At 51.8% G+C, this 25,685-nt stretch carries 27 protein-coding genes; 12 read left to right on the top strand and 15 right to left on the bottom strand.

The window, feature by feature from the left end; all coding sequences use genetic code 11:
• The first annotated feature begins 512 nt into the window (after positions 1-512).
• On the top strand, positions 513-3,701 hold the full coding sequence (rne, locus tag WC5_RS06990) for a ribonuclease E (RefSeq protein WP_000827348.1): 3,189 nt from the start codon (positions 513-515) through the stop codon (positions 3,699-3,701).
• A gap of 195 nt (positions 3,702-3,896) precedes the next feature.
• On the opposite strand, the gene flgL is transcribed toward rne, so the two are convergent.
• From flgL to flgB, 11 genes are all read right to left on the bottom strand, one after another.
• Positions 3,897-4,850 (bottom strand): flagellar hook-associated protein FlgL, encoded by a 954-nt coding sequence (gene flgL / locus WC5_RS06995; RefSeq protein ID WP_001212794.1) that lies wholly within the window; start codon positions 4,848-4,850, stop codon positions 3,897-3,899.
• Positions 4,851-4,862: 12 nt separating this feature from the next.
• On the bottom strand, positions 4,863-6,506 hold the full coding sequence (flgK, locus tag WC5_RS07000; RefSeq protein WP_000096515.1) for a flagellar hook-associated protein FlgK: 1,644 nt from the start codon (positions 6,504-6,506) through the stop codon (positions 4,863-4,865).
• A 65-nt stretch (positions 6,507-6,571) separates the two neighbouring features.
• On the bottom strand, positions 6,572-7,513 hold the full coding sequence (gene flgJ, locus WC5_RS07005) for a flagellar assembly peptidoglycan hydrolase FlgJ (protein ID WP_016158060.1): 942 nt from the start codon (positions 7,511-7,513) through the stop codon (positions 6,572-6,574).
• On the bottom strand, positions 7,513-8,610 hold the full coding sequence (gene flgI, locus WC5_RS07010; protein ID WP_000589294.1) for a flagellar basal body P-ring protein FlgI: 1,098 nt from the start codon (positions 8,608-8,610) through the stop codon (positions 7,513-7,515). The genes flgJ and flgI overlap by 1 nt, the downstream gene beginning before the upstream one ends.
• An 11-nt stretch (positions 8,611-8,621) precedes the next feature.
• Positions 8,622-9,320 carry a flagellar basal body L-ring protein FlgH gene (flgH, locus tag WC5_RS07015; protein WP_010351791.1) on the bottom strand — a complete coding sequence of 233 codons (699 nt, stop codon included), beginning with the start codon at positions 9,318-9,320 and terminating at the stop codon, positions 8,622-8,624.
• Positions 9,321-9,372: 52 nt separating this feature from the next.
• Positions 9,373-10,155, bottom strand: a complete 783-nt coding sequence (gene flgG, locus WC5_RS07020; RefSeq protein ID WP_000625824.1) for a flagellar basal-body rod protein FlgG — start codon at positions 10,153-10,155, stop codon at positions 9,373-9,375.
• Positions 10,156-10,292: 137 nt separating this feature from the next.
• The gene (gene flgF, locus WC5_RS07025; protein WP_000349337.1) at positions 10,293-11,048 is read right to left on the bottom strand and encodes a flagellar basal-body rod protein FlgF; all 756 of its coding nucleotides are present in this window, start codon (positions 11,046-11,048) and stop codon (positions 10,293-10,295) included.
• Positions 11,049-11,067: 19 nt separating this feature from the next.
• A complete protein-coding gene (gene flgE, locus WC5_RS07030) occupies positions 11,068-12,273 on the bottom strand; it encodes a flagellar hook protein FlgE (RefSeq protein WP_000885863.1) in 1,206 nt (401 codons plus the stop codon).
• A 24-nt stretch (positions 12,274-12,297) separates the two neighbouring features.
• Complete coding sequence (gene flgD, locus WC5_RS07035; protein ID WP_000020457.1) at positions 12,298-12,993, bottom strand: flagellar hook assembly protein FlgD; 696 nt, start codon at positions 12,991-12,993, stop codon at positions 12,298-12,300.
• Positions 12,994-13,004: 11 nt separating this feature from the next.
• Entirely contained in the window at positions 13,005-13,409 is a 405-nt protein-coding gene (gene flgC / locus WC5_RS07040) for a flagellar basal body rod protein FlgC (protein ID WP_001196460.1), read from the bottom strand.
• A 3-nt stretch (positions 13,410-13,412) separates the two neighbouring features.
• Positions 13,413-13,829: a flagellar basal body rod protein FlgB gene (gene flgB, locus WC5_RS07045; protein WP_000884707.1), complete on the bottom strand. Its 417-nt coding sequence runs from the start codon at positions 13,827-13,829 to the stop codon at positions 13,413-13,415.
• A gap of 153 nt (positions 13,830-13,982) precedes the next feature.
• Between flgB and flgA the strand changes: the two genes are divergently transcribed.
• From flgA to flgN, 3 genes are all read left to right on the top strand, one after another.
• Positions 13,983-14,642, top strand: coding sequence for a flagellar basal body P-ring formation chaperone FlgA (gene flgA / locus WC5_RS07050; protein ID WP_000880636.1), 660 nt, complete (start codon positions 13,983-13,985; stop codon positions 14,640-14,642).
• Positions 14,643-14,717: 75 nt separating this feature from the next.
• The gene (gene flgM, locus WC5_RS07055) at positions 14,718-15,011 is read left to right on the top strand and encodes a flagellar biosynthesis anti-sigma factor FlgM (protein WP_000020871.1); all 294 of its coding nucleotides are present in this window, start codon (positions 14,718-14,720) and stop codon (positions 15,009-15,011) included.
• A 4-nt stretch (positions 15,012-15,015) separates the two neighbouring features.
• Positions 15,016-15,432, top strand: a complete 417-nt coding sequence (flgN, locus tag WC5_RS07060; protein WP_000197370.1) for a flagella biosynthesis chaperone FlgN — start codon at positions 15,016-15,018, stop codon at positions 15,430-15,432.
• A 39-nt stretch (positions 15,433-15,471) separates the two neighbouring features.
• Here flgN and murJ read toward each other — a convergent pair whose 3' ends face one another.
• The 4 genes from murJ to rimJ all read right to left on the bottom strand — a co-directional run bounded on the left by murJ (position 15,472) and on the right by rimJ (position 19,284).
• Complete coding sequence (murJ, locus tag WC5_RS07065; RefSeq protein ID WP_001050689.1) at positions 15,472-17,007, bottom strand: murein biosynthesis integral membrane protein MurJ; 1,536 nt, start codon at positions 17,005-17,007, stop codon at positions 15,472-15,474.
• 109 nt (positions 17,008-17,116) lie between these two features.
• On the bottom strand, positions 17,117-18,040 hold the full coding sequence (locus WC5_RS07070) for a Gfo/Idh/MocA family protein (protein ID WP_000736173.1): 924 nt from the start codon (positions 18,038-18,040) through the stop codon (positions 17,117-17,119).
• 1 nt (position 18,041) lies between these two features.
• Complete coding sequence (locus WC5_RS07075) at positions 18,042-18,689, bottom strand: YceH family protein (RefSeq protein WP_000877098.1); 648 nt, start codon at positions 18,687-18,689, stop codon at positions 18,042-18,044.
• A 10-nt stretch (positions 18,690-18,699) separates the two neighbouring features.
• On the bottom strand, positions 18,700-19,284 hold the full coding sequence (rimJ, locus tag WC5_RS07080; RefSeq protein ID WP_000468197.1) for a ribosomal protein S5-alanine N-acetyltransferase: 585 nt from the start codon (positions 19,282-19,284) through the stop codon (positions 18,700-18,702).
• A gap of 235 nt (positions 19,285-19,519) precedes the next feature.
• On the opposite strand from rimJ, the gene mdtH reads away from it, so the two are divergent.
• The 8 genes from mdtH to WC5_RS07120 all read left to right on the top strand — a co-directional run bounded on the left by mdtH (position 19,520) and on the right by WC5_RS07120 (position 25,684).
• Positions 19,520-20,728 carry a multidrug efflux MFS transporter MdtH gene (mdtH, locus tag WC5_RS07085; RefSeq protein WP_016231666.1) on the top strand — a complete coding sequence of 403 codons (1,209 nt, stop codon included), beginning with the start codon at positions 19,520-19,522 and terminating at the stop codon, positions 20,726-20,728.
• Between the two features lie 171 nt (positions 20,729-20,899).
• Complete coding sequence (locus tag WC5_RS07090; protein WP_010351783.1) at positions 20,900-21,460, top strand: lipoprotein; 561 nt, start codon at positions 20,900-20,902, stop codon at positions 21,458-21,460.
• Positions 21,461-21,565: 105 nt separating this feature from the next.
• Positions 21,566-22,612 carry a dihydroorotase gene (gene pyrC / locus WC5_RS07095; RefSeq protein WP_000126573.1) on the top strand — a complete coding sequence of 349 codons (1,047 nt, stop codon included), beginning with the start codon at positions 21,566-21,568 and terminating at the stop codon, positions 22,610-22,612.
• Positions 22,613-22,685: 73 nt separating this feature from the next.
• Complete coding sequence (gene dinI / locus WC5_RS07100) at positions 22,686-22,931, top strand: DNA damage-inducible protein I (RefSeq protein ID WP_001217754.1); 246 nt, start codon at positions 22,686-22,688, stop codon at positions 22,929-22,931.
• Positions 22,932-23,207: 276 nt separating this feature from the next.
• Positions 23,208-23,462 carry a biofilm formation regulator BssS gene (bssS, locus tag WC5_RS07105; protein ID WP_000414435.1) on the top strand — a complete coding sequence of 85 codons (255 nt, stop codon included), beginning with the start codon at positions 23,208-23,210 and terminating at the stop codon, positions 23,460-23,462.
• A 114-nt stretch (positions 23,463-23,576) separates the two neighbouring features.
• Positions 23,577-24,695, top strand: a complete 1,119-nt coding sequence (gene solA / locus WC5_RS07110) for an N-methyl-L-tryptophan oxidase (protein WP_000872756.1) — start codon at positions 23,577-23,579, stop codon at positions 24,693-24,695.
• 47 nt (positions 24,696-24,742) lie between these two features.
• A complete protein-coding gene (locus WC5_RS07115) occupies positions 24,743-24,856 on the top strand; it encodes a YceO family protein (RefSeq protein ID WP_001253739.1) in 114 nt (37 codons plus the stop codon).
• A 261-nt stretch (positions 24,857-25,117) separates the two neighbouring features.
• On the top strand, positions 25,118-25,684 hold the full coding sequence (locus WC5_RS07120; RefSeq protein WP_001131605.1) for a cytochrome b: 567 nt from the start codon (positions 25,118-25,120) through the stop codon (positions 25,682-25,684).
• Position 25,685: the final 1 nt, after the last annotated feature.

Raw genomic sequence — 25,685 nt, 5'->3', positions numbered from 1 at the left:
AGTTCTGCACCTTATTACTTCCCAGTGCAATCACTTAATTGATGGTTATTAAACCAATCGCCAGCAAGAAGTGAAAAAACTGTGAGTAAGTGGGTGATAAATGGTAAAAGTCATCTTGCTATAACAAGGCTTGCAGTGGAATAATGAGAACGTTTCCGTGTCCAACCTTGTTAAAACAAGAAATTTTACGGAATACCCCATTTTGCCCGACCGATCATCAACGCAGCAATGGCGTAAGACGTATTGATCTTTCAGGCAGTTAGCGGGCTGCGGGTTGCAGTCCTTACCGGTAGATGGAAATATTTCTGGAGAGTAATACCCAGTCTGTTTCTCTGATAATTGCGCTGTTTTTCCGCATGAAAAACGGGCAACCGACACTCTGCGCCTCTTTGAGCTGACGATAACCGTGAGGTTGGCGACGCGACTAGACACGAGGCCATCGGTTCACACCCGGAAAGGCGTTACTTTGCCCGCAGCTTAGTCGTCAATGTAAGAATAATGAGTAAGTTACGATGAAAAGAATGTTAATCAACGCAACTCAGCAGGAAGAGTTGCGCGTTGCCCTTGTAGATGGGCAGCGTCTGTATGATCTGGATATCGAAAGTCCAGGGCATGAACAGAAAAAGGCGAACATCTACAAAGGTAAAATCACCCGCATTGAACCGAGTCTGGAAGCTGCTTTTGTTGATTACGGCGCTGAACGTCATGGTTTCCTCCCACTAAAAGAAATTGCCCGCGAATATTTCCCTGCTAACTACAGTGCTCATGGTCGTCCCAACATTAAAGATGTGTTGCGTGAAGGTCAGGAAGTCATTGTTCAGATCGATAAAGAAGAGCGCGGCAACAAAGGCGCGGCATTAACCACCTTTATCAGTCTGGCGGGTAGCTATCTGGTTCTGATGCCGAACAACCCGCGCGCGGGTGGCATTTCTCGCCGTATTGAAGGCGACGACCGTACCGAATTAAAAGAAGCACTGGCGAGCCTCGAACTGCCTGAAGGCATGGGGCTTATCGTGCGCACCGCAGGCGTCGGCAAATCTGCTGAGGCGCTGCAATGGGATTTAAGCTTCCGTCTGAAACACTGGGAAGCAATCAAAAAAGCCGCTGAAAGTCGCCCTGCTCCGTTCCTGATCCATCAGGAGAGCAATGTTATCGTTCGCGCATTCCGCGATTACTTACGCCAGGACATCGGCGAAATCCTTATCGATAACCCGAAAGTACTCGAACTGGCGCGTCAGCATATCGCTGCATTAGGTCGCCCGGATTTCAGCAGCAAAATCAAACTGTACACGGGTGAAATTCCACTGTTCAGCCACTACCAGATCGAATCGCAGATCGAGTCCGCTTTCCAGCGTGAAGTCCGTCTGCCGTCTGGTGGCTCCATTGTTATCGACAGCACCGAAGCGTTAACCGCCATCGACATCAACTCCGCTCGTGCAACTCGCGGCGGCGATATCGAAGAAACCGCGTTTAACACCAACCTGGAAGCTGCCGATGAAATTGCTCGTCAGCTACGCCTGCGTGACCTCGGCGGTCTGATTGTTATCGACTTCATCGACATGACGCCAGTACGCCACCAGCGTGCCGTAGAAAACCGTCTGCGTGAAGCAGTGCGTCAGGATCGTGCGCGTATTCAAATCAGCCATATCTCTCGCTTTGGCCTGCTGGAGATGTCCCGTCAGCGCCTGAGCCCGTCGCTGGGTGAATCCAGCCATCACGTCTGCCCGCGTTGCTCTGGTACTGGCACCGTGCGTGATAATGAATCCCTGTCGCTCTCTATTCTGCGTCTGATTGAAGAAGAAGCCCTGAAAGAGAACACTCAGGAAGTCCACGCTATTGTTCCTGTCCCTATTGCCTCTTACCTGCTGAACGAAAAACGTTCTGCGGTAAATGCAATTGAAACCCGTCAGGACGGCGTGCGCTGTGTGATTGTACCAAACGATCAGATGGAAACTCCGCACTACCACGTACTGCGCGTGCGTAAAGGGGAAGAGACGCCGACCTTAAGCTACATGCTGCCGAAGCTACATGAAGAAGCAATGGCGCTGCCGTCAGAAGAAGAGTTTGCGGAGCGTAAACGTCCGGAACAACCTGCACTGGCAACTTTTGCCATGCCGGATGTGCCACCTGCTCCAGCCCCGGCTGAACCTGTAGCGCCTGCAGCAGCCCCGGCGCCTAAAGCAGCGCCGACAACGCCTGCTGCTCCTGCCCAACCAGGCCTGTTAAGCCGTCTCTTCAGCGCCCTGAAATCGCTGTTCAGCGGTGGTGAAGAAACCAAACCAACCGAGCAGCCTGCACCGAAAGCAGAAGCGAAACCGGAACGTCAACAGGATCGCCGCAAGCCTCGTCAGAACAATCGCCGTGACCGTAATGAACGCCGCGACACGCGTAGCGAACGTACAGAGGGTAGCGATAATCGCGAAGAAAACCGTCGTAATCGTCGCCAGTCACAGCAGCAGACTGCCGAGACGCGTGAGAGCCGTCAGCAGACTGATGTAACAGAAAAAGCGCGTACCACCGACGAGCAGCAAGCACCGCGTCGTGAGCGTAGTCGTCGCCGCAACGATGATAAACGTCAGGTACAACAAGAAGCGAAGGCACTGAATGTTGAAGAGCAATCTGTTCAGGAAACCGAACAGGAGGAGCGTGTACGTCCGGTTCAGCCGCGTCGTAAACAGCGCCAGCTAAATCAGAAAGTGCGTTACGAGCAAAGCGTTGCGGAAGAAGTAGTAGCCGCACCGGTGGTTGAAGAAACCGTCGCCGCCGAACCTGTTATGCATGAAGCGCCAGCCCAGCGTACTGAACTGGTGAAAGTACCATTGCCAGTCGTTGCACAAACTGCGCCGGAACAACAACAAGAAGAGAACAATGCCGATAACCGTGACAACGGTGGTATGCCGCGTCGTTCTCGCCGCTCGCCGCGCCACCTGCGCGTGAGTGGTCAGCGTCGTCGCCGCTATCGTGATGAGCGTTATCCGGTTCAGTCACCAATGCCATTAACCGTAGCGTGTGCGTCTCCTGAACTGGCCTCTGGCAAAGTCTGGATTCGCTATCCGGTAGTACGTCCGCAAGATGTACAGGTTGAAGAGCAACGCGAACAGGAAGAAGTACAGATGCAGCCGATGGTGACTGAAGTTCCTGTCGCCGCCGCCGTCGAACCCGTCGTTACTGCGCCGGTTATTGAAGAAGTGACCGAAACCGTAGAAGCACCAGTTCAGGTTGCACAAGCGCAACCGGAAGTGGTTGAAACGACGCATCCTGAAGTGATTGCCGCAGCGGTAACTGAACAGCCACAGGTGATTGCCGAGGCTGATGTTGCTGTAGCACAGGACGTTGCAGAACATGCGGAGCCAGTGGTTGAACCACAGGAAGAGACGGCAGATATTGAAGAAGTGGCTGAAACTGCCGAGGTTGTGGTTGCCGAACCTGAAGTTGTCGCTCAACCTGCCGCACCTGTGGTCGCTGAAGTCGCAGCAGAAGTTGAAACGGTAGCCGCTGTTGAACCTGAGGTCGCAGCTGAACATAACCACGCTACCGCGCCGATGACACGCGCTCCGGCACCGGAATATGTTCCGGAAGCACCGCGTCACAGTGACTGGCAGCGCCCTACTTTTGCCTTCGAAGGTAAAGGTGCCGCAGGTGGTCATACGGCAACGCATCATGCCTCTGCCGCTCCTGCGCGTCCGCAACCTGTTGAGTAATCATTAGCTCAAAGTAATCAAGCCCTGGCAACCGCCGGGGCTTTTTATTTCATCTTTGAATCAATAGATTCAAATTCATCAAATGGCATTCTTGCTAGCCAACTACTCAAATCAGGCAAAAAAAATGCCCGCCCCGGCGATCCCAGAGCAGGCAGACAAAACATACCCAGTTTCATGATATGTTTGAAAAAGTGCTTATTTGTTGAGCTGGAAAAGTGATAACCCCTGCATATCAGTAAACGCTTTGTACGACGCCTGCAACGCCGTTTGCTGCATGATGTAAGATGAAATAGTCGCGTTCCAGTCCACATCAACCAAATCACTCATCTGCTGCGTTTGGCCTAAAGCGCGATCGCTACCTAAAGAATCAAGCGACTCCAGCTCGTTCAGCTGTGTGCCTAATTCCGCGCGTACGGTGAGCACATTATTCAGCGAGTTTTTCAGGCCACGGTTGGTTTTATCTAACGCCGCAGCGGAGGTTTCTTTATCCGCTTCACTATCCGCAATCGGTGTTTTAAGCGCCGCAATGGCGCTATCCAGCATGGCAAAAAGATTGGTTTCAGAATCGCTACCGTCTGGTTCCGCTACAGCATTACTGGTAATGCTATTAAAAATTTTGTCGCCGGTATGCCCTATCACCATCGAACGCGAAGCATCGACCTGTTGCTTAATACTTTCTGTTCCGCCGACATATTTACCTTTCTCTTCGCTAAACGGCGCGGTTTCTGTTTTATAACCCGCAAAAATGTAGCGCCCGTTACCGTCAGTGGTATTCGCCAGATTCAACAACTGGTCACGTAGCCCCTGAATATCCGTTGCCAGCGATGCCCGGTCATCGTCACTCAAGGTGCCGTTGCTGGCATAGACAATTTTCTCCTGAGCATTCTGGATAGCAGTGGTCACCTGGCTAAGCACACTCTCTTCCAGTGACACTTTTTGAGTGGCAAAAGTACGCGCCAGCGTGTACTGGCTGTTTTGCGCCTGCGCTTGTGAGAGCACTACGGCTTGTGATGCAGCAATGGGATCATCTGAAGGGTTAACGACTCGCTTACCCGTCGACATCTGTTCGCCATACTTCATCCATTCAGCCTGAGAACTGGTGATACCGCGCATATTCTGCTGGTACATCATTTGAGTACTGAAACGCATTTTTTCTCTCCCTTAGCGAATGTTAATCAGCGCATCAAAAATGGCGTTCGCCGTCTGCAAAACCTGCGCATTCGCCAGGTAATACTGTTGAAAACGTTGCAGGTTGCCGTACTCTTCGTCGAGGTTGACGCCGGAAATAGATTGCTGCTGATTAGAAAGCTGCGTCACCACATTACCCTGCGTAGTACTGCTGGTTTTCAAGGTAGCTGTTTTATTACCGATGTCGCTGACCAACGAGGCATAGGCGTCGTTAAAGGATTTCGCCCCGCCCACCGTTTTACTGTTGCTTTGCAAATCCAGCAGCGCCTGACCATTGCGGTTGTCGCTCTCACCAGCCGTTTTATCACTCGCCATGGCGATTTCTGCTTCATCGGTGATTAAAACATCCATGTTGACGATGGCATCGCTTACCGGTTTCAGCGTAAAGCTGTCGTTAGCGTCTGGTGTGCCAGTAAACGTCAACTCCAGACCATCAAACGTGACTTTACCGTCAGCATCAGGCGTCACCGTAAAAGTGGTATTGCTGGCAAGGCGGGTGACCTGCCACTGATCGTTGCTAAAGGAGATTTTGTAATCTGTCGCCAGCACGGCGGAGCCATCGGTCACGGTGGCGCTAATCGCGCTGTTACCCTGGTTTTTAGTATTCTCCAGTACAGCCGGCTTCCCGACGGCAAAGAAATCCTGCCCTTCCTTACCATTGGCATCAAATCCCTTGTTATGTTGGGTATTGAAAGCCTCGGCAAATGCCAGCGCCAGTTGCCCGAGCGTATTGCGCGTCTGGTCAAGATCCTGAGAACGGAATGTCAGAATGCCGCCCAGCGACCCGGTATTCAGTAACTTCTCCGGGATCTCAATATTGCCTGCTGTCCCATCAACATAAGCGACAGTGGTACGAGAAGGATCGGCGCTGGACGGTACTGCCGCAAGCTGGCGCGCCGTGCTACCTTGTACCAGCGAGTAACCATTGGCCATCGTGATGTTATAAGTGCCGCCATCCTGAACGCTGACTTCTACACCAACAATCTGGTTTAATTCACTCACCAGTTGATCGCGTTGATCCAGGAGATCGTTGGGTGACGCCCCTGCCCCCACACCTGTCAGGCGTGAGATTTGATCGTTCAGGCTGGCGATTTGTTTAGCGTAATTGTTGATCTGGTCAACACTTGCACCTATCGCGATATTGACCTGTTTGTCCTGGTCGCGCAGATACTGATCGGTGGTTTTAAACTGATTCACCAGCCCTTCTGATTTACCAATCATCGCCTGACGTGCTGCTGGATCTTCCGCGTTGCTGACCAGCGTTTGCAGACTGGTGAAGAAGTCCTGCATCTGTGTTGCCAGCGACGTGGTGCTACCAGAGAGCATATTGTCGATTTTCGACATCTGTTCATAGCGGGAAGTCAGGCCGCTACTCTGGGTCTGCGCCGCACGTAACTGGTTGGTAATAAAGGCGTCGTACTCACGCTGCACGCCAGAAACGTAGACGCCATTGCCAACCCAGCCGCCTGCACCCAGAGTGCTATTGGCCTGCGCCATAATGGTCGTTTGACGGGTATATCCGGCAACGTTATAGCTGGAAATATTATTACTCGCCGTATTTAACGCCGCCTGAGCCGCGTTAAGTCCGCTCATGGCGTTATTGATCAAGCTGGACATGGAGGTTCCTTATAAGCTTTCAATTACAGAGCATTATCGGCAGACACCCGCCGGACTTGAGTTGTTCAGAACAGATTATCGATACTCATGTTGTAGGTTTTACTCACCTTGTCGCTTACCGATTTCATCTGTTGAATCATATTGGTGAGTTTGCGGGCATAGTGAGGATCGGTAGCATAGCCCGCGTCCTGTAATGCCTGCGCCCCCTGCTCGGCGCTTGCGGCGGTCGTCACGGCAGCGTAACGCGGATTACGCGTTAACAGTCCAACATAATCCGACAATGCTTCAAGATAAGAGCTGTAAACCCGAAACTTCGCCTTCACTTTTTTCGCTTCGCCGTTTTCATATTCGGTGGTGGTAATTTCAGTCACCGGTCCTTTCCAGTTGCCGGAGGCTTTGACGCCAAACAGGTTATAGCTTGGTTCACCATTTTCACGACGAATTTGCCGTTGACCCCAGCCTGATTCCAGCGCAGCCTGGGCGAGGATCAGATGATGTGGCACACCGCTTTGCTGGCTTGCCAGTTGTGCGGGCAATGAGAGTTGGGCGAGGAATGCTTTACTGTCACCAGGCAGTGAATCATCGTAGTTGCGTGGCACGGCTTTTTGCACCAGCTGCGTGAGTGTCTGATTTTGATAACGCACCACGGTTTCGAGCGGGAATTTCATCGGTGCCGCTGGTGTCGCTTCATCTGGCAGTGGTTGTTCTGGCGTCATCTGCTTAACCATCATCTCCGCCAGTCCCAGACCTTTTCCCGCCGTCATCTGTTGGGCAATCTGCTGGTCATACATACTGGTGTAGAGGCGAGTGTGCTCGCTGCTGAACAGCCCCTCTTTCGGTAGGGCTTCACGCATACTTTTCAGCATCATCTGCACGAACATCCCTTCCACCTGGCGGGCAACCGGGCGAATATTTGCCGCAGGATCTTCGCCCGCTTTCGCTTTCAGATCGTTAAGCGATTGCGCATCCCAGGCGGCACTCGCCAGTAGTTTGCTGTCGCTAATCATCAGATGATTTCCAGTTTTGCCCGCAGACATCCCGCGCTTTGCATTGATTGCAGTATGGACATCAGATCCATCGGCGTAGCGCCCAGCGCATTGAGCGCGCGCACCACGTTATTGAGGCTGGCACTAGAACGTACGCTTTGCAGCGAACCGCCGCTCTGGCGTAAGTCGATCTGGGTTTGTGGCGTTACCACAGTCTGCCCGCCACCAAACGGTGTGTCTGGTTGGCTCACGTTAGCCTGACGATTTACCGTAACCGAGAGATTCCCCTGCGCTACCGCGCAACTGTCCAGCGTCACTTCACGGTTCATCACCACTGAACCAGTACGCGAGTTAATAATCACTTTGGCGTCCTGCGGGATGACATTAACCTGCATATTCTGGATATCGGCAAGGAAACGCACCTGGGAACTGTTGCCACTCGGCACGCGCACCTGAATGGTTCGCGCATCTAACGCCGTAGCGTTACCGTATCCACGTGTGCGGTTGATGGTATCGGCAATTTCCTGCGCCATGGTGAAATCTTCCTCATTGAGCTGCAAATTGAGGGTATTGCCAGCGCCAAACTGGCTGGGCAATTCGCGCTCAATAATCGCACCATTAGTGATCCGTCCGCCGTTCAGTTGGTTAACCTGGACACTGCTGCCTCCCGCCGATGCGCCCGCGCCGCCAACCAGAATGTTGCCCTGCGCCAGCGCATACACCTGGCTATCAACGCCCTTAAGCGGGGTCATTAACAACGTGCCGCCACGCAAACTTTTGGCGTTCCCCATAGAGGAAACCACCACGTCAATGGTTTGCCCCTGGCGACCAAATGGCGGAAGCGACGCCGTCACCATTACCGCAGCCACGTTTTTGAGTTGCATATTAGTGCCAGTCGGAACGGTAATACCCAACTGCGAGAGCATGTTATTAAGCGTTTGAGTGGTAAACGGCGTCTGGGTCGTCTGGTCGCCCGTACCATCCAGGCCAACGACCAGGCCATAACCGATCAGCGAGTTTTGCCGTACGCCCTGAACGCTGGTGAGATCGCGAATACGGTCGGCCTGCGCCACCGTCGCAACCAGCAGAAGAATGAACGCAGAGAGAAATTTAATCACCACAGCCTCACTTACATTGGCGACAGGTTAAGGAAGAAACGCTGCAACCAGCCCATATTTTGCGCTTCGTTAATGTAGCCGTTACCCACGTACTCAATGCGCGCATCCGCCACCTGAGTAGACGGTACGGTATTGCTGCCGCTGATGGTGCGTGGATTGACCACGCCGGAGAAGCGAATAAATTCGGTGCCCTGATTAATGGCGATCTGTTTTTCGCCCACTACATGCAGGTTACCGTTGACCAGCACCTGATCGACCGTCACTGTTAATGTGCCGCTAAAGGTATTGCTGGCATTAGCACCGCCTTTACCGTTGAAACTATTGCCGCCAGAGGCATCGACATCGGCGCGGGCGTTACCAAACAGCCCCTGCAAATAGCGTGGCACGGTATCAAAACCGAAGCTGGTTTTGCCATCGCGGCTGGCATTAGCGGAGGAACTCTTGCTGGCGCTGACGTTCTCCTGCAACACAATGGTCAGCGTGTCACCAATATTGCGCGGCCGGCGATCTTCAAACAGCGGTTGATAGCCATAGTTAATCGGCTGGGCAGACTGAAAAATAGAACCGTTGGCAACGGGCGTCGGTCCGGGAACCGGCTGTGCACTGGTCGCCCCCTGCACCAGCGGCGTGGAGGGTATCCAGGCACAGCCGGATAGTGAAAGTACCAACAAGCTGGAAATGGCGTAAGTGTGCACAGCATTTTTTTGCATGGCTATCATCTTCAAAAATCAGTAAACCGGTGAACCTGCCACCGGTTATGCCTTAGAGTTGCGTCAGTTTTTGCAGCATCTGATCGGTGGTGGATACCGCTTTACTGTTGATTTCGTAAGCGCGTTGCACCTGAATCATATTGACCAGTTCTTCCGCCACGTTGACGTTAGACGTTTCAACATACCCTTGATACAGCAGTCCCGCGCCGTTCAGGCCTGGCGTGCTTTCGTTCGGTGCACCGGAGGATTGCGTTTCGGTGTAGAGGTTTTCACCAATACTCTCCAGCCCGGTGTCGTTCATAAAGGTGGTGAGATTGAGTTGTCCAACCTGAACCGGCGCCGCCTGGCCTTGCTGGGTTACGCTTACCACCCCATCACGACCAATAGTGATAGTTAACGCATTCGCCGGAATGGTGATTGCTGGCTGCACCTGAAAACCACCGGCCGTCACCAGTTGCCCGTTCTGATCCACCTGGAAAGAGCCGTCACGGGTATAGGCTGATGAACCATCCGGCAGCATGATCTGGAAAAAACCCTGCCCTTTGATGGCAACATCTTTGCTGTTATTGGTTTGCGACAGATTGCCCTGACTGTGTAAACGCTCAGTGGCGACCGGACGCACACCGGTGCCAATTTGCAACCCGGATGGTAAGGTAGTTTGTTCGGAAGACTGTGCGCCAGGCTGGCGAATAGTTTGATAAAGCAGATCTTCAAACACCGCCCGCTGGCGCTTAAAACCGTTGGTGCTGACGTTTGCCAGGTTGTTGGCAATAACGTCCATATTGGTTTGCTGGGCGTCGAGACCCGTTTTAGCGATCCATAATGAACTGATCATAAAATGTCCTGTGGTGGATTGCTGACAAGCAGAGCAAAAGCACGCGGCGGTGCGAATTTCCCCTCTCCCTAACCCTCTCCCCAAAGGGGCGAGGGAACAGTCCGCGCGCTTTTATTGCAATGTCATCAATCGTTCAATTAACTCATCGACAGCAGTTGGTTGGCACGGCCTGCGTTATCATCGACGCTGCTGATCACCTTCATCTGCATTTCAAAACGCCGCGCACTGGCAATCATGTCGCTCATTGCCGCAACGGCATTGACGTTACTGCCTTCCAGTACGCCCGACATCACGCGCAACGTCGGATCCGTCTGCAGCACCGTGCCACGCGTTGCCTGGCTTTCCGCACTTAAACGAAAAATACCGTCATCACCACGCAGTACTTCACTGCCCGTGGCTTTCACCAGTTTCAGACGACCCACTGGCGCGACGGTATTTGCCGGATCGCCGGGATTCAGCGCCGAAATAGTGCCATCGGCGGCAATAGTGATTTCTGCCCCTTCCGGCACAGCAATTGGCCCCGCTTCGCCAATCACCGGATGCCCCTGAATCGTCAGTTGCCCGGTGGGATCAACCTGAATGCTGCCATTACGCGTATACCCTTCGCTGCCGTCAGTAGTCTGCACAGCCAGCCAGCCGTCCTGCTGTAATGCAACGTCCAGCGGGCGCGAGGTGTAATCCATCTTGCCGGGTGTCATGTCTGCACCCGGCGTTGACGCCGTTACCAGCGTACGCGTAGGCAGTGAAAGCCCTTCCACCGGCACTGCGCGCAAGGCGTTTAACTGCGCGCGAAAACCGGGCGTAGAGGCATTTGCCAGATTACTGGCGGTTACCGCCTGTTGATTCAGCGTCTGGCTGGCGGCGCCCATTGCGGTATAGATTGCGTGATCCATTGAGCTATCCCGTCAGCGATTAGCGTAAGTTAACCAGCGTGTTAAGGATCTGATCCTGGGTTTTGATGGTCTGGGCGTTAGACTGATAGTTACGCTGGGCGACAATCATATTGACCAGTTCTTTACTGAGATCGACGTTGGACGCTTCCAGCGCGCCGTTAGTCAGACTGCCAAAATTACCCGTTCCGGCAGTGCCCAGCAGCGCCACGCCAGAAGATTGTGTCGCAGACCAGACGTTATCGCCTTCGGATGCCAGACCTTCGTTGTTAGCGAAGTTTGCCAGCACAATCTGCCCCAGCAACTGGGTTTGTTCGTTGGAATAGTTACCGACTACCGTGCCGTCATCGTTGATTTGATAGCTCACCAAATCGCCAGGTTTGTAGCCGTCCTGGGTGGTTGCCACAATGTTGTTCGCGCCAGTGTTTTGCTGCATAGAATTGAGGAAACTTAACGAGAATGAGGCAGGATCTGCGCCGTTAATTGCGCCAGTGGTAATGTTCGCTGTCCCCCCCGAAGTCAATATGCCATTGGCATTAAACGCTAGCGTCGTTGCGTGGTTCGCTGTGCCTGTTGGATCACTGCTGTCCTGGGTGTAAACATCCCAGTTATTATCCCCGGTCTTCACAAAAAAGACGTTCATGTCGTGAGCATTGCCCTGACTATCGAAAACAGTCACCGAGCCTTTTTTGTTATAGCTATCCGCATTACTGGCATCGAAGGTAGTCACAGACGGAAGCGGATCACTGGAGTTCAGGTTGATCTGCATCGACGCCGTGGTGGTGGTTTTTGCCGCCATCAGGGTATTTGGAATCGAAATATTGGTCGGATTCGCCCCTTGCTGAATGGTCGGTGGCGTGCCGGTTGCCGGATAGCCCGTCAATTGCAAACCTTGCATATTCACCAGGTTGCGGTTTTCATCGAGTTTGAATTGCCCGTTACGGCTGTAAAACACCGAGCCGTTGCTGTCTACCAGGCGAAAAAAACCGTTCTGGCTGATAGCAACGTCAAGACCACGTCCGGTATTGGTGGTCGTGCCATCGGTAAAATCCTGGGTGATACCGGCAACTTTTACCCCCAGTCCCACTTTAGAACCCGCGAACATATCAGCAAATGAAGCCGTGCCGGATTTAAAGCCATAGGTGGCGGAGTTGGCGATATTGTTGCCAATGACATCGAGGTTGGTGGCGGCAGCGTTTAATCCGCTTACCGCTTGAGAAAAGGCCATGACTGACTCCTGAAATGTGAAGGCTTAGATTATCTGCCGTACTTCGTCGAGCGTGGTGGTGCCGTAAGTACCAAGATCCAGCGTGTTCCCGTTGTTGCCGCGAATCACGCCCTGCACCAGAGCAAACTGCAGCGGTTGAGCCACTAACTGCGAACCACCGTTACTGGCGCTAATCGCCACGTTATAAGAACCATTTGGAGCGGTTGTGCCGTCAGTTAACGTGCCGTCCCAGGTGAAACTGTGGACGCCGGCGGTCAGTTCACCGATATCAATAGTGCGCACAACCGCGCCGTTTTTATCAGTGATAGTGGCAGTGACTTTATCTGCCGCCTGTTGCAGTTCAACACCGAACGGTGTGGTCGTGGTTACCGCGCCTTCTTCACTGCCGGTTCCGGCAAGAATGGTGGTGCCGGGGATCATCACACCATGACCAATCAGGTTACTGGCCTGTAGCGACTGACTGTTGTCTATCTGCCCGGAAATCGAACCGAGCGTTGTATTGAGTTTTTCAATCCCGCTGACCGTGCTGATTTGCGCCAGTTGCGACGTCAGCTCGTTGTTTTCCATTGGATTGGTCGGATCCTGGTTTTTCAGCTGTGCCACCAGCAAAGTCAGAAAACTGCTTTGTAAATCTGCGGCGTTGCTGCCCGTGATCGAACTACTGCTGGTAGTGCTGACGCCGGTATTTGTCGGATCGGTGGTGGTTACCGCAATGGACATGGCTTTCTCCTTTATTGACCGAGCGTGAGGGTTTTCAGCATCATGCTTTTCACCGTGTTGAGCACTTCCACGTTGGCCTGATAGCTGCGCGACGCCGACATGGTGTTAACCATCTCCCCGACAACATCAACGTTTGGCATTTTCACGTAGCCCTTCGCGTCCGCCAGAGGATTACCCGGCTCATAAACCAGTTTGTCCGGAGCCTGACTTTCAATAACATCGGCAACCTTTACGCCGCCCGTTGCAGCGCCTGGCGCGGCATTCACCTGGAACACCACCTGTTTTGCCCGATACGGCTGTCCATCGGGACCGGTCACGCTATCAGCATTCGCCAGATTACTGGCCGCCACGTTCAGACGCTGGGACTGAGCAGTTAACGCCGATCCGGCGATATCAAAAATATTCAGCAGTGCCATCCGTTAATTTCCGCTCTGTAAAACGTTCATCATGCCTTTGATTTGCCCGCTCAACGCACTAAGGCTCATCTGGTATTGCAGGCTGTTATCGGCAAACTGGGTACGTTCGCGATCCATATCGACGGTATTACCGTCCAGCGAAGGCTGGTCCGGAATACGGTATTGCAGTTCTGCGGTAGGAGGCGTCAGCGCCTGCGCCGGAATGTGTTGCGTTGAGGTCATAGTCAGGGCGACCACGCTGGTTTCATCCCGTCCACGCTGCATCACTTTTTTAAGTTCGCTGGCAAAATCTATATCGCGCGCCTGATAACCAGGGGTATCGGCATTGGCGATGTTTGCCGCCAGCACTTCCTGACGCTGGGCGCGCAGATTGAGCGCCTCTTGTTGAAAACGTAAGGCGGCATCGAGCTTGTCGAGCATATCTCCTCCGCAGGTATTAAAATTCTGCCGTCAGCTTAAAGGCTTTACGCGCGCGTTATCGGCGGAATAAACGCAAAATGGGTCGCTATTTATGCCGTTGATGGTCACAGCGCGCGGGTACAATTTGGCCCGTAGAAATGGCTGGAGGCGAAAATGCTGGCAATGAAGCGTTGTATGGCGATCATCGCGATACTGTTCAGTCCGCTGAGTGCGGCTGGCGATCTCACATCACAATTGCAAACCTTTTTTGCCGCACAACTGGCAGGGTTGAGTGATGAAGTCCGGGTCTCTATTCGTACTGCGCCCCATTTACTGCCTCCGTGTGAACAGCCGTTGCTGTCGATGACCAGCAATTCTCGCCTGTGGGGCAATGTGAATGTGCTGGCGCGCTGCGGCAACGACAAACGATATTTGCAGGTTAATGTGCAGGCCACGGGAAATTATGTGGTTGCTGCGATGCCCGTTGTGAGGGGAGGAAAGCTGGAATCTGGCAGTGTCAAACTAAAACGCGGACGGCTGGATACCTTACCGCCGCGTACTGTGCTGGATGTCAATCAACTTGTTGATGCCGTCAGCCTGCGCGATCTGGCGCCCGAGCAGCCTGTACAGCTAACCATGCTGCGCCAGGCCTGGCGAGTCAAAGCCGGTCAACGCGTCAATGTGATTGCCAGCGGCGAGGGATTCAGTGCCAATGCTGAAGGTCAGGCACTGAACAATGCCGCCGTCGCGCAAAATGCTCGTGTCCGCATGGTGTCGGGTCAGGTGGTCAGTGGCGTGGTGGATGCTGATGGGAATATTCTTATAAACCTGTAAGCTATTAAAGATTGACCGACTATTGCCGATAAATAAGCAACAAATGATAAAAGCGCCCTCAATGAGGAATAAACCATGAGTATTGACCGCACTTCACCTCTGAAGCCCGTAAGCACCGTTCAGCCACGCGAAAACACTGACGCGCCGGTAGCCAATACCCGCTCGACTAAAACGACCGCAGCCACCAGCACCAGCGTCACGTTAAGCGATGCGCAGGCAAAATTGATGCAGCCAGGCAGCAGTGATATCAATCTTGAACGCGTAGAAGCGTTGAGACAGGCGATTCGTAACGGCGAGCTAAAAATGGATATCGGCAAAATTGCCGACGCACTGATCAGCGAAGTACAACAAGACTTACTGAGTAAATAGGCTTATGACGCGTCTTGCAGAGATCCTCGACCAGATGTCCGCAGTGCTTAACGAGCTTAAAATGGTGATGGATCAAGAGCAGCAACATCTCTCTATGGGGCAGATCAACGGCAGCCAGTTGCAATGGATTACAGAACAAAAAAGCTCACTGCTGGCAACGCTGGATTACCTTGAGCAGTTACGTCGGCAAACACTGGATACTGCAAACAGCGACGATATCGCGCAGCGTTGGCGGGAAATTACCGTGAAAACGCAGAAACTGCGCCAGTTAAATCAACATAACGGCTGGTTACTGGAAGGACAGATTGAGCGCAATCAACAGGCGCTGGAGATGCTGAAACCGCATCAGGAACCGACGCTGTACGGAGCTAACGGTCAAACCTCAACGTCCCATCGCGGCAGTAAAAAGATATCTATCTGAAGATTTTCTCCGGCCTGCAATGCAGGCCGGAACGCATTATTACACCGTCCGACGGGCAAACTCTTTAACTTTGAAGCCCAGCACCGCTAGCGCGGCAAAGTATGCCGCAATCCCCGCCACAACAACCGCCATCAAGCGTAGTAAGCGCCAGGGCATAGTGCCCAATGACCACTCTGGCATGATGTGTAACATACCTAACAGCACGCCAGACATCACCAATACGGCTACCAACAAACGCAGCAGAAACGCAGTCCAGCCGGGCTGCGGGGTGAAAATTTTCTGCTTACGCAACTGCCAGTACAGCAACGAAGCATTCAGACAAGCCGCCAGACCAATGGAAAGCGACAATCCGGCATGTTTCAACGGGCCGATAAACGCCAGGTTCATCAATTGCGTCAGGATCAGCGTGACGATGGCTATTTTTACCGGTGTTTTAATGTCCTGTCGGGAATAAAAGCCCGGAGCCAGCACTTTCACCACAATCAGGCCAATCAAACCCACCGAGTAAGCAATTAACGCCCGCTGGGTCATCAGCGCATCAAAGGCGGTAAATTTACCGTATTGAAACAGTGAAACGGTCAACGGCCCGGAAAGGATACCCAGCGCCACCGCGCTTGGCAGCGCCAGCAAGAAACAAAGACGCAGCCCCCAGTCCATCAAGCGGTTGTATTCATCGTGATTGCCGCTGGCAAAACTTTTCGACAGTGACGGTAGCAAAATGGTGCCAAGCGCCACGCCCAGTACGCCAGACGGGAACTCCATTAAACGGTCAGCATAATACATCCAGGAGACTGAACCGGATGCCAAAAACGAAGCAAAAATGGTGTTGATGATCAAGGAGATCTGACTGACAGAGACGCCAAGAATCGCCGGCCCCATCTGTTTCACCACGCGCATCGCACCCGCATCGTGGAAGTTAATGCGTGGCAAAACCAACATGCCTATCTTCTTGAGGTGCGGTAGCTGATAAACCAGTTGCAGGATCCCGCCCACCGTTACAGCCCACGCCAGCGCCAGCACCGGCGGATTAAAGTACGGCGCGGCAAACAGCGCAAAACCAATCATGCTGATGTTAAGTAACGTCGGGGCAAATGCCGGAATCGAAAAACGGTTCCAGGTATTCAGAATCGCCCCCACCAGCGATGCCAGGGAGATCAGCAAAATATAGGGAAAAGTAATCTGTAATAGCTGGGTGGTCAGGGCAAATTTGTCGGCAGTATCAGCAAAGCCCGGCGCGGTCACCATGATTACCCACGGCGCGGCGAGCATCCCGGCAACCGTCACAACCGCCAGCGCGAGAGTCAGCAGACCAGAAACATAAGAGACAAAGACCCGCGTGGCGTCTTCACCCTGCTTGCTTTTATATTCCGCCAGAATTGGTACAAATGCCTGGGAAAATGCCCCTTCGGCAAAGATACGGCGCAACAAGTTAGGCAGTTTAAAAGCGACAAAAAAGGCGTCGGTTGCCATCCCTGCACCAAAGATTCTGGCGACAATAGCGTCACGTGCGAAGCCAAGCACACGCGAAAACATGGTCATCGAGCTGACGGCGGCCAGCGATTTTAATAAATTCATCGGTGTTCTAATCCAGACCCACGGGCAAAACGCCTGCAAGGCAGGCGCTGAAAGAGGCGAATAGTCTACCTGGATTATGGTGAATTGCTACCGCCAGATGTTACAGGGTTTATTCACTCATCGCGTCGCGCCAGATCTTGTCAACGATGCGCTGCGCCAGCACAGCCTGTTCACCGGCGGTTTGCGGAACTGTCTGATTTTGCACGCATTCAATGAAGTGACGTGCGCAACCAACAAATCCACGCTGCTCAAGGGTACTCTGCCAGCCTGGAATCGGTTTATGCACTACCCCCTGCCCGCGCTCCTCACGCCATTCACGCATATCCGTAATGTCGATGAGCGCACCGTCAGTCACGGCCTGCACGGCTTCACGCTGACTTCCGGCACGGCGATGCATACTGGTAGTAATCTGCAAAGAACCCGCAGAAAAATGGTGCTCGGCAAACAGCATTTCGCCAGCGTCGTTAGTCAGTAACGTGCCGCCATCCAGGGAGGCTTTGCCGCCAGACAACCACAGCGCGGTATCCACCACATGCAGATAATCATCCAGCAACGTGAAATAAAGATCGTGCGGCCCGACACTATTGCTACGATGCTTATCCATTCTTAGCGAGGCCGCCGTAGCGAGTTGCGTTTTTAACTCACAGTAGAGCGGTGCGAAACGGCGGTTAAAACCGACCATCAGGGTGAGTTTTTTCCGTGCTGCCAGTTCCACCAGCCGCTCGGCATCACGCAGATTTTCCGCCAGCGGTTTATCGACACAAACATGCACCCCCGCATTTAACAGCGCACTGACAACCTCAAAGTGGCTGGCAGTGCTTGAATGCACGAAAACTGCATCGCAACTGACGGCGAGGCTGGATAACGAATCAGCGTAGGGAATGCGCCAGCTTTCACAAACTGGCAGAGCTTTCTCACGCGTTGGCGACCACGCGCCTTGTAACGTCCAGTCTGATGCTGCCGCCAGCACCGGTAACCACGCTTTTTGCGCGATGCCGCCTAATCCCACTACGCCGATACGTAATTTTTTCACTTTAATCTCCCAGATGGGCCAGCAATGAATCAAGACGCTGTTTCAGTTCTGCCACTTCGATTTCCAGTGCTTCGACACGAGCCTGTAAATCGCCGTCAACCGCGTTCGACGACTCCGCTAACACCGACTGATCCTCAACCTCACCGCTAAAAAGATGCATATAACGGCTTTCACGTTTACCCGGTTCACGAGCCAGGCGAACCACAAAAGGACCGTCTTCGCGATTAGCCAGTTGTTCCAGCGTGGCCTCCACTTCCGCCATATCGCTAAATTCATACATCCGCGCCGCGCGGCTGCGCAATTCGCCTGGCGTCTGGGCACCGCGTAACAGCAAAGTGGTTATCAACGCCACTTCTGCGGCGCTCAGTTTTAGATCGCCAAATTCTGAATTACAAAAGCGTTGCTCATATTTGGTGACCCGATTACCAAAACCGCTCACCGTGCGTAAATAATGACGTTTGACCAGATTATCCAGCTGCTCCTGCACCTCGGATTCACTCAGATTCATTACCGGTTCACGGTTCGTTTTCTGATTACAGGCCGTTACTACACCATTTACAGAAAGCGGATATTGCTCCGGCGTTGTCACCTGTTTTTCCAGCAAGCAGCCAATCACGCGGGCTTCCAGTGCAGTAAGTTGATATTTCATGAGATTCTCCTTAGCGGCCGGGCGTCCAGTCTGGGGTGGTTAATGCCGTCAGTACGTGATCGCGCCATTGTCCATCAATCAACAAATAGTCTTTCGCATAGCCTTCTTTTTCAAAACCCAGTCGCGCAAGTAAATCACCGCTGCGTTTATTGTGCGGCATATAGTTGGCCATAATGCGATGAATATGTTGGGTGCGCTGCATATAACGAATGGCGGCGGTCAGGGCTTCAAACATTAGCCCTTTGCCCTGCCATTTTTGCCCAATCGAATAACCGAGATAGCAGGCATGAAAAGATCCTCGCACCACATTAGAAAAATTGGCAACGCCAATAATCTCTTTCTCATCCGGGTCGAACAACCCAAAATAGAATGCAGAACCTTGTTTATGAAATTCATTAATCATGCTTAACCTGGCCTGCCAGCCTGAAGGATAGCAGTGGCTTTCGTCGCGCACTGGCTCCCAGGGCTTGAGGAAATGGCGATTCTCTGCGTAATAATCCGCCAGCCGCCAGGCATCACGATCATGCACCAGACGCACGACCAGTCGGTCCGTGGTTAAGCGCACTTTTGGCACGTTACTGCGATAGCCAAACATTCTATACCTACTCCTTCCCGTAACGTCTTTAATACGCTGTAAGTATTACTATACCTGCGCAACCAGAGCCTGTGAAAAGTCCCAAATACCATTTCCTGCATTATTCACATATTTGATAAAAACTCTCTATCAAAGAGGGCTTTCGATAAAAAAATATTGTCCCGGGAATTGTGGGAAAAGTATTAGCGACCATGCAGAATAGAAAGTGCTCATCTTTTATTTCCCGGGAGGGGAAATGTCGCGCGTGTCGCAGGCGAGGAACCTGGGTAAATATTTCCTGCTCATCGATAATATGCTGGTCGTGCTGGGGTTCTTTGTTGTCTTTCCGCTGATCTCCATCCGCTTCGTTGATCAAATGGGCTGGGCCGCCGTGATGGTCGGTATTGCCCTCGGTCTGCGTCAGTTCATTCAGCAGGGGTTGGGTATTTTTGGCGGCGCAATTGCCGACCGCTTTGGCGCTAAACCGATGATTGTCACCGGTATGCTGATGCGCGCCGCCGGATTCGCCACCATGGGCATCGCTCAGGAGCCCTGGCTACTGTGGTTTTCCTGCCTTCTCTCAGGTCTTGGCGGCACTCTTTTCGATCCGCCGCGTTCGGCGCTGGTGGTCAAATTGATTCGCCCGCAGCAGCGTGGCCGCTTTTTCTCGTTGTTAATGATGCAGGACAGTGCCGGTGCGGTCATTGGCGCATTGTTGGGGAGCTGGCTGTTGCAATATGATTTCCGCCTGGTCTGCGCCACGGGGGCGATTCTGTTTGTGCTGTGTGCAGCATTTAATGCCTGGTTGTTACCGGCGTGGAAACTCTCTACCGTGCGCACGCCAGTCCGCGAAGGCATGGCTCGCGTGATGCGTGATAAACGTTTTGTCACTTACGTCCTGACGCTGGCGGGCTACTACATGCTGGCCGTTCAGGTGATGCTGATGCTGCCGATTATGGTCAACGATGTTGCTGGCGCATCCTCTGCCGTTAAATGGATGTATGCCATTGAAGCATGTCTCTCCTTAACCTTGCTCTACCCTATCGCTCGCTGGAGCGAAAAGCGTTTTCGTCTGGAACATCGGTTGATGGCTGGGCTGTTAGTCATGTCGTTAAGCATGATGCCAGTTGGAATGGTCAGCAGTCTGCAACAACTCTTCACCCTGATTTGTCTGTTTTATATCGGGTCGATCATTGCCGAACCTGCGCGTGAAACCTTAAGCGCCTCGCTGGCGGATGCGCGAGCGCGCGGCAGCTATATGGGGTTTAGTCGTCTGGGTCTGGCGATTGGCGGCGCTATCGGTTATATCGGCGGCGGTTGGCTGTTTGATCTGGGTAAGTCGGCACAACAACCAGAGCTACCGTGGATGATGTTGGGCATTATTGGCATAATCACCTTTCTTGCTCTGGGTTGGCAATTTAGCCAGAAGCGCGCTGCGCGTCGGTTGCTGGAACGCGATGCCTGAAAACGCGATGCGTTCTGTTACCATTGCTCGTCCTGTCAACCTGACGCGCCTTAACAGCTTGTTATTACCAGCCGCCGCAGAATTCAGTTTTTTCTGCTGGCGAGTTTAACGCTGGTGGCACATGCTGCGTTGTGTCAGGATATTGACGCAGATTTCATGTCGAGGACTACCATGAACAAGTTTTTATTTGCCGCTGCATTGCTCGTCAGCGGCCTGCTCGTTGGCTGTAATCAACTCACCCAGTACACGATTAGCGAACAAGAAATTAACCAGTCGCTTGAGAAACATAATAATTTCTCGAAAGATATCGGTTTGCCCGGCGTAGCTGACGCCCATATTGTTCTGACAAACCTGACCAGCCAAATTGGTCGCGAAGAGCCGAATAAGATAACCTTAACCGGGGATGCAAATCTGGATATGAACTCCCTGTTCGGCAGCCAGAAAGCGACCATGAAACTAAAACTGAAAGCACTGCCGGTTTTCGATAAAGAAAAAGGCGCTATCTTCCTGAAGGAAATGGAAGTGGTCGATGCGACGGTACAACCGGAAAAAATGCAGACAGTGATGCAAACGTTGCTCCCCTATTTGAATCAGGCATTACGCAACTACTTTAACCAGCAACCGGCTTACATTCTGCGCGAAGATGGCAGCAAAGGTGAAGCAATGGCGAAAAAACTGGCGAAAGGTATTGAGGTGAAACCTGGCGAAATTGTCATTCCGTTTACTGATTAAACACGAGGGCGCATTCGCGCCCTTTATTTTTCGTGCAAAGGAAAACGTTTCCGCTTATCCTTTGTGTCCGGCAAAAACATCCCTTCAGCCGGAGCATAGAGATTAATGACTGCACCATCCCAGGTATTAAAGATCCGCCGCCCAGACGACTGGCACCTTCACCTCCGCGATGGCGACATGTTAAAAACTGTCGTGCCGTATACCAGCCAAACCTATGGTCGGGCCATCGTTATGCCCAATCTGGCACCGCCCGTGACGACCGTTGAAGCTGCCGTGGCTTATCGTCAACGTATTCTTGACGCCGTCCCTGCCGGGCACGACTTCACCCCGCTGATGACCTGCTACTTAACTGATTCACTGGATGCAGACGAACTGGAGCGAGGGTTTAACGAAGGCGTGTTTACCGCTGCAAAACTTTACCCGGCAAACGCGACCACCAACTCCAGCCACGGCGTGACGTCGGTTGACGCTATCATGCCCGTACTGGAGCGAATGGAAAAAATGGGTATGCCACTGCTGGTACACGGAGAAGAGACACACGCCGACATTGACATTTTTGACCGTGAAGCTCGCTTTATTGAAACTGTTATGGAACCGCTACGCCAACGCCTGGCTGGGCTGAAAGTGGTTTTTGAGCACATCACGACTAAAGATGCCGCTGAATATGTTCGTGATGGTAATGAACTACTGGCTGCTACCATTACCCCTCAACATTTGATGTTTAACCGTAACCACATGCTGGTTGGTGGTGTACGTCCGCACCTGTACTGCCTGCCCATTCTCAAACGTAATGTGCATCAACAGGCGCTGCGTGAACTGGTCGCCAGTGGCTTTAGTCGCGTTTTCCTTGGGACTGACTCCGCGCCACATGCGCGTCATCGCAAAGAGAGTAGTTGCGGTTGTGCCGGCTGTTTTAATGCACCAACGGCGCTGGGCAGTTACGCCACTGTCTTTGAAGAAATGAATGCGTTACAGCACTTTGAAGCGTTCTGTTCTTTAAACGGCCCGCAGTTCTATGGTTTACCGGTCAACGAATCGTTTATTGAACTGGTACGCGAAGAGCAGAAAGTGGCTGAAAGCATCGCTCTGACTGACGACACGTTGGTGCCATTCCTGGCCGGAGAAACGGTACGCTGGACAGTTAAACAATAAAAAACGTAGTTCCCTGTTGTCATTAGGTTATTTTACCTGTATAAATAACCAGTATGTAAAACAGGGGGCTATTATGAGAATTGAAGTCACCATAGCAAAAACTTCTCCATTACCTGCCGGAGCCATTGACGCCCTGGCCGGTGAACTTTCCCGCCGTATTCAATATGCGTTTCCTGATAACGAAGGTCATGTTTCTGTTCGTTATGCCGCAGCCAATAATTTATCGGTTATTGGCGCAACAAAAGAAGATAAACAGCGCATTAGCGAAATTCTGCAAGAAACATGGGAAAGCGCAGATGACTGGTTCGTTAGCGAATAATATACAGTAATGTTTGTTTTTGCCGGGTCGCCCCGGCTTTTTTATTTTCAGCACAAAATTTCTACACTTCCTCAAAATAATTGCACGATATGCTAAAAAAATATGAATGACATGCTGTTTTATTGTTCATATAAATCTTAAAAACAAAAAAATATCTCTTTCCCCCTTTAAAAATTCTGTGGATACCCTTACTTATTGGTATACTGAAGTTGCTTCAGATAAAAATGCATTGAACCTCGAATAACGTTGTCTAGTAACACGAATTAGGGGGCCATGATGGAAAAAAACAATGAAGTCATTCAGACTCATCCGCTCGTAGGGTGGGACATCAGCACCGTTGATAGCTATGATGCTCTGATGTTGCGTTTGCACTACCAGACCCCAAATAAGTCCGAGCAGGAAGGGACTGAAGTTGGTCAGACACTCTGGTTAACTACTGATGTTGCCAGACAATTTATTTCGATATTAGAAGCAGGAATAGCCAAAATTGAATCTGGTGATTTCCATGTAAATGAGTATCGTCGTCATTAACTTGACATGACCATCCACCCAAAAGGCACCAGATTGGTGCCTTTACTATTTCTGGGTTGTATATCTGCATTCACTTAATTACTCTGCTTAAACCATGAGAGCAGAGAGAAAAAAATGAAATACGATCTCATCATTATTGGCAGCGGTTCCGTAGGTGCTGCAGCCGGGTATTATGCCACTCGGGCCGGTTTGAAAGTGCTGATGACCGACGCCCATATGCCGCCGCACCAACACGGCAGCCACCACGGTGATACACGATTAATTCGCCATGCTTATGGTGAAGGCGAAAAGTATGTTCCGTTGGTGCTTCGCGCGCAAACCCTGTGGGATGAACTCACCCGTTACAACGAAGAAGACCCCGTTTTTGTGCGCTCTGGCGTCATCAACCTCGGCCCTGCCGACTCCGAATTCCTCGCCAATGTCGCCCACAGCGCGGAACAATGGCAACTCAACGTCGAAAAACTGGATGCGCAGGCCATTATGGCTCGCTGGCCTGAAATACGCGTTCCTGACAATTACATCGGCTTGTTTGAGGCTGATTCTGGCTTTCTGCACAGCGAACTGGCGATTAAAACCTGGATCAAACTGGCGAATGAAGCTGGCTGTGCTCAACTGTTTAATTGCCCGGTTACCGCTATTCACCATGATGACAACGGCGTAACCATTACAACAGCTGACGGCGAGTATCAGGCGAAAAAAGCGATCGTCTGCGCGGGAACCTGGGTAAAAGACCTGCTGCCAGAACTCCCTGTCCAGCCAGTACGCAAAGTATTCGCCTGGTATCAGGCCGATGGTCGTTATAGTATGAAAAATAAATTTCCGGCCTTTACCGGAGAACTGCCCAACGGCGATCAATATTACGGCTTTCCCGCCGAAAATGACGCCCTGAAAATTGGCAAACACAATGGTGGACAGGTGATTCATTCAGCGGATGAACGCGTTCCGTTTGCTGAAATCGCCAGTGACGGTTCTGAAGCCTTTCCCTTCTTACGTAGCATACTGCCGGGTATTGGTTGCTGCCTGTACGGCGCTTCCTGCACTTACGATAATTCGCCTGATGAAGATTTTATTATCGACACCCTGCCCGGTCACGATAATACGCTGCTGATTACCGGTCTGAGTGGACACGGATTTAAATTTGCATCGGTATTAGGGGAAATAGCCGCCGATTTTGCGCAAGGCATAAATAGCGATTTTGATTTGACGCCATTCAGACTTGCCCGCTTCAAATAATCATCATCACGGCCTCAAAAATGAGGCCGTTTTTACAGGAGTTTTTAATGCGTCGGCTGGTGAACTATCTCATTAATAATATCCGCGAGCATCTCATGCTATATCTTTTTCTCTGGGGATTATTGGCAATTATGGATCTGATCTACGTGTTTTATTTTTAACCGCACCCCACTGACATAAATTGACAAAACCTTAATCTCTCTTTCATTTGGCGTGAAAAATTGAATAACTTTATTTCTGTCCTGGTAGCATTCCCCTGACATACCTCATCCTGAAACCACTAAACTTATGAAGATTCTTTCATTATTAAATCAAAATTATTGAAATAAAAATAAATATCATTCGAATTGTTATTTTTCAGTTGCAATTCATTCTCCAACGCGCCATTTTCATTCTTTCGCAAATAAGTTTCGGATGCATTTATGCCCCTTACAAATACCCCCAAACGTTATGGTGTTATATCGATGGCCTTTCATTGGCTGAGTGCAATCATTATCTACGGCATGTTTGCTTTAGGACTATGGATGGTAACGCTCAGTTATTACGATGGCTGGTATCACAAAGCACCAGAGCTGCATAAAAGCGTCGGTATTCTGTTAATGATGGGGCTGGTTATACGCATTCTGTGGCGCGTTATATCCCCACCGCCTGGTCCATTGCAAAGTTATTCGCCCATGACGCGTCTCGGCGCACAAATTGGACATCTCACGCTGTACTTTTTGCTCTTCGCCATTGGCATCAGCGGCTATCTCATCTCGACCGCCGATGGCAAACCGATCAGCGTTTTTGGCTGGTTTGACATCCCCGCGACCCTTGCCGATGCTGGCGCACAGGCTGACCTTGCCGGTGCCCTGCATTTTTGGCTCGCGTGGAGCGTCGTCGTACTGTCCGTTATGCACGGATTTATGGCCCTGAAGCATCATTTCATCGATAAAGACGACACCCTGAAGCGTATGCTGGGAAAATCGTCATCTGACTATGGAGTATAAA

Source organism: Escherichia sp. KTE114 (genome assembly GCF_000407765.1).
Lineage (GTDB): Bacteria > Pseudomonadota > Gammaproteobacteria > Enterobacterales > Enterobacteriaceae > Escherichia > Escherichia ruysiae.
The sequence above is the reverse complement of the archived record's forward strand: the minus strand, read 5'-3'. Positions and strand labels throughout refer to the sequence as shown.

Bases quoted from the DNA above. Each gene is read 5' to 3' on its own strand.
- rne (WP_000827348.1), top strand. From the start codon at position 513: ATGAAAAGAATGTTAATCAACGCAACTCAGCAGGAAGAGTTGCGCGTT.
- flgL (WP_001212794.1), bottom strand. From the start codon at position 4,850: ATGCGTTTCAGTACTCAAATGATGTACCAGCAGAATATGCGCGGTATC.
- flgK (WP_000096515.1), bottom strand. From the start codon at position 6,506: ATGTCCAGCTTGATCAATAACGCCATGAGCGGACTTAACGCGGCTCAG.
- flgJ (WP_016158060.1), bottom strand. From the start codon at position 7,513: ATGATTAGCGACAGCAAACTACTGGCGAGTGCCGCCTGGGATGCGCAA.
- flgH (WP_010351791.1), bottom strand. From the start codon at position 9,320: ATGCAAAAAAATGCTGTGCACACTTACGCCATTTCCAGCTTGTTGGTA.
- flgG (WP_000625824.1), bottom strand. From the start codon at position 10,155: ATGATCAGTTCATTATGGATCGCTAAAACGGGTCTCGACGCCCAGCAA.
- flgF (WP_000349337.1), bottom strand. From the start codon at position 11,048: ATGGATCACGCAATCTATACCGCAATGGGCGCCGCCAGCCAGACGCTG.
- flgE (WP_000885863.1), bottom strand. From the start codon at position 12,273: ATGGCCTTTTCTCAAGCGGTAAGCGGATTAAACGCTGCCGCCACCAAC.
- flgD (WP_000020457.1), bottom strand. From the start codon at position 12,993: ATGTCCATTGCGGTAACCACCACCGATCCGACAAATACCGGCGTCAGC.
- flgC (WP_001196460.1), bottom strand. From the start codon at position 13,409: ATGGCACTGCTGAATATTTTTGATATCGCCGGATCGGCGTTAACTGCT.
- flgB (WP_000884707.1), bottom strand. From the start codon at position 13,829: ATGCTCGACAAGCTCGATGCCGCCTTACGTTTTCAACAAGAGGCGCTC.
- flgA (WP_000880636.1), top strand. From the start codon at position 13,983: ATGCTGGCAATGAAGCGTTGTATGGCGATCATCGCGATACTGTTCAGT.
- flgM (WP_000020871.1), top strand. From the start codon at position 14,718: ATGAGTATTGACCGCACTTCACCTCTGAAGCCCGTAAGCACCGTTCAG.
- flgN (WP_000197370.1), top strand. From the start codon at position 15,016: ATGACGCGTCTTGCAGAGATCCTCGACCAGATGTCCGCAGTGCTTAAC.
- murJ (WP_001050689.1), bottom strand. From the start codon at position 17,007: ATGAATTTATTAAAATCGCTGGCCGCCGTCAGCTCGATGACCATGTTT.
- WC5_RS07075 (WP_000877098.1), bottom strand. From the start codon at position 18,689: ATGAAATATCAACTTACTGCACTGGAAGCCCGCGTGATTGGCTGCTTG.
- rimJ (WP_000468197.1), bottom strand. From the start codon at position 19,284: ATGTTTGGCTATCGCAGTAACGTGCCAAAAGTGCGCTTAACCACGGAC.
- mdtH (WP_016231666.1), top strand. From the start codon at position 19,520: ATGTCGCGCGTGTCGCAGGCGAGGAACCTGGGTAAATATTTCCTGCTC.
- WC5_RS07090 (WP_010351783.1), top strand. From the start codon at position 20,900: ATGAACAAGTTTTTATTTGCCGCTGCATTGCTCGTCAGCGGCCTGCTC.
- pyrC (WP_000126573.1), top strand. From the start codon at position 21,566: ATGACTGCACCATCCCAGGTATTAAAGATCCGCCGCCCAGACGACTGG.
- dinI (WP_001217754.1), top strand. From the start codon at position 22,686: ATGAGAATTGAAGTCACCATAGCAAAAACTTCTCCATTACCTGCCGGA.
- bssS (WP_000414435.1), top strand. From the start codon at position 23,208: ATGGAAAAAAACAATGAAGTCATTCAGACTCATCCGCTCGTAGGGTGG.
- solA (WP_000872756.1), top strand. From the start codon at position 23,577: ATGAAATACGATCTCATCATTATTGGCAGCGGTTCCGTAGGTGCTGCA.
- WC5_RS07115 (WP_001253739.1), top strand. From the start codon at position 24,743: ATGCGTCGGCTGGTGAACTATCTCATTAATAATATCCGCGAGCATCTC.
- WC5_RS07120 (WP_001131605.1), top strand. From the start codon at position 25,118: ATGCCCCTTACAAATACCCCCAAACGTTATGGTGTTATATCGATGGCC.